Source organism: Nonomuraea diastatica (assembly GCF_004349015.1).
Classification (GTDB): Bacteria; Actinomycetota; Actinomycetes; order Streptosporangiales; family Streptosporangiaceae; genus Nonomuraea; species Nonomuraea diastatica.
On sequence record NZ_SMKP01000012.1, the window covers coordinates 86,724 to 94,962 of the forward strand.

At 73.3% G+C, this 8,239-nt stretch carries 6 protein-coding genes; 5 read left to right on the plus strand and 1 reads right to left on the minus strand.

What is annotated here, in order from left to right:
- Positions 1-9 precede the first annotated feature (9 nt).
- Positions 10-1,092 (plus strand): GNAT family N-acetyltransferase, encoded by a 1,083-nt coding sequence (locus E1294_RS06445; protein WP_165977122.1) that lies wholly within the window; start codon positions 10-12, stop codon positions 1,090-1,092.
- The gene (locus tag E1294_RS06450) at positions 1,089-2,222 is read left to right on the plus strand and encodes a DegT/DnrJ/EryC1/StrS family aminotransferase (RefSeq protein ID WP_132505655.1); all 1,134 of its coding nucleotides are present in this window, start codon (positions 1,089-1,091) and stop codon (positions 2,220-2,222) included. Before E1294_RS06445 ends, E1294_RS06450 begins: the two co-directional genes overlap by 4 nt.
- Here E1294_RS06450 and pdxR read toward each other — a convergent pair.
- On the minus strand, positions 2,203-3,648 hold the full coding sequence (gene pdxR, locus E1294_RS06455; protein WP_132505658.1) for a MocR-like pyridoxine biosynthesis transcription factor PdxR: 1,446 nt from the start codon (positions 3,646-3,648) through the stop codon (positions 2,203-2,205). The two genes, E1294_RS06450 and pdxR, sit on opposite strands and share 20 nt — an antisense overlap.
- A 75-nt stretch (positions 3,649-3,723) precedes the next feature.
- Between pdxR and E1294_RS06460 the strand changes: the two genes are divergently transcribed.
- The 3 genes from E1294_RS06460 to E1294_RS06470 form a co-directional block, all read left to right on the plus strand.
- Positions 3,724-4,362, plus strand: coding sequence for a pyridoxamine 5'-phosphate oxidase family protein (locus tag E1294_RS06460; RefSeq protein ID WP_132505661.1), 639 nt, complete (start codon positions 3,724-3,726; stop codon positions 4,360-4,362).
- Positions 4,363-4,444: 82 nt separating this feature from the next.
- On the plus strand, positions 4,445-6,892 hold the full coding sequence (locus tag E1294_RS06465) for a serine/threonine-protein kinase (protein ID WP_132505664.1): 2,448 nt from the start codon (positions 4,445-4,447) through the stop codon (positions 6,890-6,892).
- Positions 6,893-6,999: 107 nt separating this feature from the next.
- Positions 7,000-8,239, plus strand: a 1,240-nt coding sequence (locus E1294_RS06470) for a serine/threonine-protein kinase (RefSeq protein ID WP_132505667.1), incomplete at its 3' end; no start/stop codon positions are given.

Consider the following 8,239-nt stretch of genomic DNA (forward strand, 5'->3'; position numbering starts at 1 on the left):
TAGGAGCCCATGCGCGTCACCCTTGCCCTGCCTCGTGAGCTGGGAGAGCCCGAGATCGATCGGTGGCGGAGCCTTCAGGAGCCCGGCACCGTCTTCGACAACCCGTTCCTGTCCCCCGAGTTCACGATCACGGTGGGCGATGTCCGCGATGCCGTCCGCGTGGCCGTGCTGCACGACGGTCCGGCGATCGTCGGGTTCTTCCCCTTCGAGCGGCATCCGCTGGGCATCGGCAAGCCGGTCGCCGCCGGGCTCACCGACGCGCAGGGCATCGTCCACGTCAAGGATCTCGAGCTCGACCCCCGCCGGTTGATCAAGGACTGCGGGCTGTCGGTCTACGAGTTCGACCACCTGGTGGCCGGGCAGCCGTTGCTGGAATCCCGGCACGAGCGGCACCCGTCGCCGATCATCGACCTCAGCGAGGGTTACGACTGCTACACCGAGTTCCTGCGGCAGCACTCCGGCAAGACGTACAAATCAACCCTGGCCAAGGCGCGCAAGCTGGAGCGCGAGGCCGGGAAGATCCGCCACGACTACGCGAGCGCCGACATGGCGCCGCTGCGCACGCTGCTCGGCTGGAAGACCGACCAATACCGCCGCACGGGCCGCACCGACCGGTTCTCCCACCGGTGGATCGTGGAGCTGGTCGAGCGGCTGCTGGCCACCCGGTCGGAGAGCTTCGCCGGAGTGCTCGACATGGTCTACGCCGACGACCAGCCGGTGGCCGGGCACTTCGGGCTGCGCACCGGCACCACGCTGGTCGGCTGGTTCCCCGCCTACGATCCCCGCTTCGCGAAATACTCCCCCGGCCTCATCCACCATCTGGCGATGGCCGAGCGCGCCGCCGAGGCCGGCATCCGCGTCATCGACATGGGCCGGGGCCAGAAGGAGTACAAAGATAAGCTCAAGACCGGCGAGCTGCAGGTGGCCGAGGGGCGGGTGGCCAGGATCGGCGCGGCGGCGGGGATGCACTGGATGGTGCGGGTGCCCGTGCGCAAGACGCGCGCCACGGTGATGGCCAACCCGATCTTGCTCAAGACGGCCGACAAGGCGTTGAAAACGTATGGAAAGCTGCGTACTGTCCTACAAGGATGAAGTTCATCGCAGAGCGTACAGGTCGTCACTGTCTGTCGCTTCCCTCCAACCGGCTCGGCCTCTATCTGGCGTTACGCCACTGGTGCCTGCCCGGTCAGCGGCTGCTCATGTCGCCCGTCTCCGCCGACGAGATCCTGTTCCTGGTGCTGGCGGCCGGGCTGCAGCCGGTGATCGCGCCACTCTCCGCCCGTGACGGCAACATCGACGTCTCCCTGGTGGACCTCGACGGCGTGGACGCGGTCCTGACCACCAACCTCTACGGCCTGCCCGACCGCGTCTCCGCCTTCACCGGCAAGATCCTCATCGAGGACGTGGCCCACGCCTTGGAGAGCCACGTCGACGGCCGGCCGCTGGGGACGTTCGGCCAGGCGGGCGTCTTCAGCCTCTCCAAACACGCCGGGGCCGGCTCGGGCGGCGTGCTCGCCGTCGAGAACGCGTCAGACATGCGGGCGCTGGCCCGCGCCCGCGACGAGCTGCTGACCCCCGGCTCCCTGCGAGCCGACCTGATGAGCGTGGCCACGTCCATGGCCCGCCAGGTGGCACTCCGATCCGACCTCGTACGCCCCGCGCTCGCCCTCTCCAGGGCCCTCGGCCTGCACGAGTCGCGCGAGGGCTACCGGATCCCGCTCGACCCCGACGGGCTGCGGGAGGCGCTCAAGCAGGCGCCCGCGCTGCCGCCCTTCGACCCCTGGGTCCGCGCCGACCTGCACGACTACCGCCGTCACCGGGGCCGGCTCGTGCGCTGGTACCGGTCAAGGCGGGTGGCCCGGGTGCCCCGGACACGGGCCCGCCGCCTGGCGGGCGTCCGGCGGCTGGCCGAGCTGCCCACGGTCGCGCCGGCCGTGCGCGACCACCTGGACCAGCCGCTGTTCCGCGTGCCGCTGCTGGTGCGCGACAGGGACGCGGCCATCGCCGAGCTGGAGCGGCACGGGGTGGCGACGGGCTACCTGTACGACCCGCCGTACGACGACTACGCGCCCGCCTACGCCGAGGCGTCACCGCACCCCGGCCCCGCGCGCTGGTGGGCCGGGAACGTGCTGCCCGTCGACCCGCTGTACGCCGCCCGCGCCCTGCCCGTCCTGCGCCGCCTGGAGCCCTCTGAGGGCCCGGTCAGCCGGTCGCCTGCCTGATCAGCCCGGCCAGGATGTGACAGCCGCGCCGGACGTCGGCGAGCGAGGCGGAGCCGTACCCGATCACCAGGCCGTGCAGGCGGGAACGGCCGTGGTGGTGGTGCTCGATGGAGTCGAGCAGGACACCGCGTTCCCTGGCCCGCGCGACGACCGCGGGCGCGACGGTCTCGGGCAGCTCGGCCAGCACGTGCAGCCCTGCCGTGTCGCCGCGCAGCCTGCAGACGGACCCGAGCAGCTCGACGACCAGCGCCCGGCGGCGCGCGTATTCCAGGCGCATCCTGCGCAGGTGCCGGTCGAGGTCGCCGCGCTCAATGAGAGTGGCGACGGCCTGCTGCACGGGGCCGCTGGTGCGGTCGGCCACCGTGCGGCGCACCTCGGCGATCCGGTCGACGAGCGCGGGGTCGCCGACCAGCCAGCCGACCCCGACATCAGGGGCGAGGATCTTGGAGAGCGTGCCCAGGAGCACCACCCGCGCGGGGTCGAGGCCGTAGAGGGCGGGCAGCGGGGCGACGTCGTAGCGGAACTCGGCGTCGTAGTCGTCCTCGACGATCGTCGCGCCGGTGCTCCTGGCCCAGGCCAGCAGGCGTTCCCTGCGCGGGATCGGCAACCGGCCGCCCAGCGGATACTGGTGGGCGGGCGTGGTGTAGAGCACGCGCAGGTCGCGGGGGAGCCCGTCGACGACGACGCCGTCGGCGTCCACCGGGCATGGCACCACCTCCGCTCCCCTGGCCGCGAAGACCGTGCGCGCCACGTGATAGCCGGGGTCCTCGACCCCCGCTCTGGCGCCCGTGCCGAGCAGCGCCATCGCGCACAGGTCGAGCCCGTTGCCGGTGCCCCGGGTGACCAGGACGTTCTCCGGGCCGACGGCCATCCCTCTGGCCCGGCGCAGATGGTCGGCGAGCAGCTCCCTCAGCCGCGGCAGGCCGCAGGGATCGGGCGAGTCGCCGGGCGGCAGGTCGGCCGCCTTGCGCCAGGCCCGCTTCCACGCCGCCCTGTCGTAGTCGCGCACCCAGGGCTGGCCCGGCCTGAGGTCGATCCCACCGTCGATCCCGCCGTCTGGGGGCGGCGGCTCGGCGGGCACGCGCGCCTCCTGCGACGGCCTCTCCTGGGGCGGCCGCGGCGTCTCGATGTCGGCCACGTACGTGCCGGAGCCGTGCCGCCCGTCCAGCCAGCCCTCGGCGTAGAGCTGCTGGTATGCCTCGGTGACCACGGTCCTGCTCACCGCCAGCTGGACCGCCAGCGCCCGCGTGGACGGCAACCGCTCGCCGGGCGCCAGGGCGCCGTCCAGCATGGCGCGGCGCAGCCAGCCTGCGAGCTGAGCCGTGAGCGGCTCGGCCGAGTCGCGCGACAGGGATACGGGCAGGTCGACGTGGGTGCGGACGGTAGGCCGCGGCCGACGGCCCGCGGTGGATGGCGGAGTGTGCACCGGCGGAAGTGGTCTCTACGAAAGGGCCGATAGTGGCCCTACAGGATAGGTCCACTTCACCCGTACGGTCGAACCATGCTCTCCACCACTTCGCGCACCACGCTCGGCCGCGAGAAGCAGCGCGGCAGCACCGACAGGAACGATCTCTACGAGGTGCTGGACACCGGACTGGTCTGCCACCTGGGGGTGGTCGTCGACGGTCACCCCATGGTCGTGCCGACCGGCTACGGGCGCATCGGCGAGACCCTCTACCTGCACGGCTCCACCGGCGCGCGGTCCCTGCGGGCCGGCGACGGGGGCGAGGTGTGCGTCACGGTGACCCACCTGGACGGCATCGTGCTCGCCCGCTCGATCTTCCACCACTCCGTCAACTACCGCTCGGCGATCATCTACGGCCGCCCCAGGCTGGTGACCGACCCCGACGAGCGTATGGAGGGGCTGCGGGCGCTGTCCGAGCAGCTCGCGCCCGGCCAGTGGGACTACGCCCGCCTGCCCTCGCGCAAGGAGCTGGCCGCCACGGCCGTGCTCGCGCTGTCGCTGGAGGAGGCGTCGGTCAAGATCCGGCGCGGCGGGCCCAAGGACGACGCGGAGGACTACGAGCTGCCCCTGTGGGCCGGGGTGTTGCCCCTGGTCACGTCCTGGGGCGAACCGGAGCCCGATCCGGTGCTCCCAGAAGGTATCGCCACGCCCGTTCACGTCCTCTCTCGGGAGTAGTTCCATGAAGCAGGCGCACCTGAAAACCTGACTCCTTGATCACACGTCTCATCAGGTGGGCCGGCCCTGATGGGAGAGGCATATGCAGTGGAGCGCCCCCGGTTACACGGAGATCAAGCAGCTCGGGCGGGGTGCCAGCGGGCGGGTGACGCTGGCCGTCCATGACGAGACGGGCGTCGAGGTCGCCATCAAATACCTGTCCTCGCGGCTGCTGCACGATCCCGCCGCCCTGGCCAGGTTCCAGTCAGAGGCGCGGCTGCTGATCACGCTGCGCGACCCGCACATCGCCACGCTGTGGGAGTACATCCAGGACCCCCACGGCGCGGCCATCGTGATGGAGCTGGTCAACGGCGTCTCGCTGCGGGCGCTGATGCGCGAGCACGGCACGACCGGGCCGGAGGCGGCGCTGGTGGTGCTGAAGGGCTCGCTGCTCGGCCTGGCCAAGGCGCACGCCCTCGGCCTGGTGCACCGGGACTACAAACCGGAGAACGTGATCGTCCGCGACGACGGGGTGAGCAAGCTCGTCGACTTCGGCATCGCGGTGCGCCAGGGCACGGTCGCGCGCCTCGAGGGCACGCCTCCCTACATGGCGCCCGAGTTGTGGGAAGCGCTGCCCGCCTCTCCGGCGACCGACGTGTACGCTGCCACGGCCGTCTTCTTCGAGTGCCTGACCGGGCACCGGCCGTACCGGTCCACCGAGCCCAGCGTGCTGGGCTACCAGCATCTGTACGCCCCGGTGCCCGCCCACGACGTCGCCGAGCCGGTGCGCGGGCTGATCCGCCGCGGCCTGGCCAAGGACCCGGCGCTGCGGCCCGCGAGCGCGTCGGCGTTCGTGGCCGAGGTGGAGGCCACCGCGAGGGCGGCGTACGGGGACGATTGGGAGGAGCGCGGCAGGCGGCGGCTGGCGGCGCTCGTGGCGCTGCTCGCCCTGCTGCTGCCCCGGCCGGAGACGCCCGCCCCTGAGGCCGGCACGTCGCTGGCCAGGACGGTGTTCCGCGAAACGGGCTCGGCAGCGAGCCGCGTGAGGATGTTCCGCGGGATGCCGTCGCAGGCGGCCCGTGCACGGGTGCTTCGCGGGATGCGCTCGAAGGCGGCCCGCGTGGTCGTGACCGCCGGCGTGGCCGCGGCTGCGGCCGTGACCGCGACGGTCGTGCTGGTCGACCGGCAGCCGCCGCCTGCGCAGGTCGGCGCGGCGGCGGCGGTGCCGCCGACAGAGCTTTCAACAGGGCTCCCAACGGCGCCGGAGGCCACGCCCGCCACGACCCCGGGGACGCCCGCGGAGAGCACACCCGGCACACCGCCGGAGGGCACGCCCGGCCCGGCGTCCCAGGGCACACCGCCGAGCTCGGCGGACGCGAACACGCCCGAGGAGAGTGTCGCCCCGCCGCGCGCGACCACCAGCCCGACGCGGACGCCGCGGGCCACCACACCGGTACGGACCCCCGGCGCGACCACGACGCCCGTGCGGAGTCCCGGCACGCCGGTACGCACCCCAGCCCCGTCCGGGTCCACGCCGGGCGGGCCAACCGGCCCGGCACCGACCGGCACCCCCACGCCGACGTCTTCACCGGCTACCTCGGTGTTGCGGGTCGTCGTGGGCGTGCTCACGGTGGATGAGAAAGGAGTCGCCCGGGGCACGGTCACCCTGCGCACCAGCGGCACCGCCCCCGTCGTCGCCGTCGCGACCTGGCGGGCCCCCGGCACGGACGGCCGCGTCCAGCGCGTACGCCTGAGCGGCGCCACGTCGTACACCCGCACACTCACCTGGGCCATGGGAGAGCGCCCGTGCGGCGGCACGCTCCGGCTGGCCGTCACCACGTCACCCGCCGCGGCCGGTGGCGCCGGGTCGGGCGCGTTCTCCCTGCCGCCCTGCCCGACCGAGGTGACGGGCCTGCGCCTCTCGCTCGGCCTGCCGGCCGCGCCAGGCCGTACCGCGACCGCCCGGCTGCGGGTGAGCGCGAGCGGCACGGCGGAGATCCCCGTACGGGCCGGGTTCGCGGTCGACGGGGAGCAGGTCGCCACCCGCTCCGCGAACCTGTCCGGCAGGACCTCGTACACCCGTTCGCTCACCCACACCTTCCGGTCACGCCCGTGCGGCGCGACGGTGTCGGTGACCGTGCGCGCGGGCGGCAGGACGGCCACCGCGCGGACCCAGGTCTCGTGCCCTCCGGCCGTGCGGCGGGTGTCGATCCTGCGGGCCGCGGCGTCCGGCGGCGGGCTGGCCACGACGGTCGCGGTGACCACGTCGGACACCCAGCGGGTACGCCTCGCCGTCTCGTTCGCGGCCGGCGGCGAACGCCTGGGCACCCGGACGGTCACCCTGTCCGGCGACACCTCGTACACGAGAACGCTGCGTTTCCCCGTCAAGCTGGGTTGCGGCTCGAAGTGGACGGTGACAGCCGCCACAGGACCCGCGGCGGGCGACGGCGGCTCCAGCGTCTCCGGCAGCACACCGGAATGCCCCAAGGAGGAGCCGGAGGACGAGCCGAGCCAGAGCTCGAGCGCGGAGTCGCCCGGCACCCTGAGGTGACAATGCTGACATCTCGCGATATCAGTAGCGGGATTGTGGTTCCCTCTGGTTAAGCTACGGACCGTTTGATGAGGGTGGGGGCCCGCACGACTCCAGAGGAGACCGCTATGCATGGTGATGGTCAGTGGGGGGTCCCTGGCTATACCGCGGTTCGTGAGCTCGGAGCGGGCGCCGCCGGTCGCGTGGTCCTGGCCCGGCGCGACTACGACGGCGTCGAGGTGGCCGTCAAATACCTCAGCGACGAGCTCCGCTCCGACGTCGGGTTCGTCGCCCGCTTCCGGCACGAGGCCCGGGTGCTCGCCACGCTGCAGAGCGCCTATCACGCCCGCCTCATCGACTACGTCGAGAGCGGTCAGGGCGCGGCGATCATCATGGAACTCATCAACGGGGTCTCCCTGCGCGAGCTCATCAGGTCCGAGGGCCCCACGGGCCCCGAGGCGGCGCTGACCGTGCTCAAGGGCTCGCTCAAGGGCCTGGCCTCGGCCCACGCGGTCGGCGTCGTGCACCGCGACTTCAAGCCCGAGAACGTCATGGTCCAGGGCGACGGCACCAGCAAGCTGGTGGACTTCGGCATCGCGGTCAGGACGGGCCAGGGTGCGAGCCCCGCCGGCACGCCTCCGTACATGGCTCCTGAGCAGTGGTCGGGGACGCCGGCGGGGCCCGCCACCGACGTCTACGCCGCCACCGTCGTCTTCTTCGAGTGCTTGACCGGCTCCCGGCCCTTCCGCGCGGCCAACCTGGCCGCGCTGGCCCGCCAGCACCAGAGCGCCGCCCCGCCGGTCGGCGACGTGCCCGAGCACCTGCGCGGCCTGGTCGAACGCGGCCTGGCCAAGGACCCGGCCGCGCGCCCCTCGTCGGCCGAGGTGTTCCTGACCGAGCTGGAGGCCGTCGCGGCCGGAGCGTACGGCCCCGACTGGGAGGAGCGCGGACGCCGCCGCCTGGCCGCCCTGGCCGGCATGCTGGTGCTGTTCTTCCCGACCGGGCTCGACGAGCCGGCCGAGACGGGCACGACGGTGGTCGAGACCCGCTTCCGCGACCCGTCGCGCCTCCTGCGCACGCTGCCCGCCAAGCTCGCCGCCGGCGCCACCGCCGCCGTCGTTCTGGCCGCCGCGATCGTGCTCCTCGTCAACGCGGCCGAGGACAAGCCGGTGTTGCAGGCGCAGGTCACCCGGATCACGCCGGCCACGACCGAGCCGGGAGCGCCGGAGCCCGCGATGACGGAGGAGGAGCCGGCGCCCTCGCCCGCGGAGACCAGCCAGACGCCGGAACCCACGCCGTCCACGCCGACGGCCACCGCGGGCGACACGGCGCCACCCGCCCCGCCCAGCAGCCGCCCGGCCACACGGA

Coding starts and splice junctions, on each gene's coding strand:
- E1294_RS06460 (WP_132505661.1), top strand. CDS start 3,724: ATGCTCTCCACCACTTCGCGCACCACGCTCGGCCGCGAGAAGCAGCGC.
- E1294_RS06450 (WP_132505655.1), top strand. CDS start 1,089: ATGAAGTTCATCGCAGAGCGTACAGGTCGTCACTGTCTGTCGCTTCCC.
- E1294_RS06465 (WP_132505664.1), top strand. CDS start 4,445: ATGCAGTGGAGCGCCCCCGGTTACACGGAGATCAAGCAGCTCGGGCGG.
- E1294_RS06445 (WP_165977122.1), top strand. CDS start 10: ATGCGCGTCACCCTTGCCCTGCCTCGTGAGCTGGGAGAGCCCGAGATC.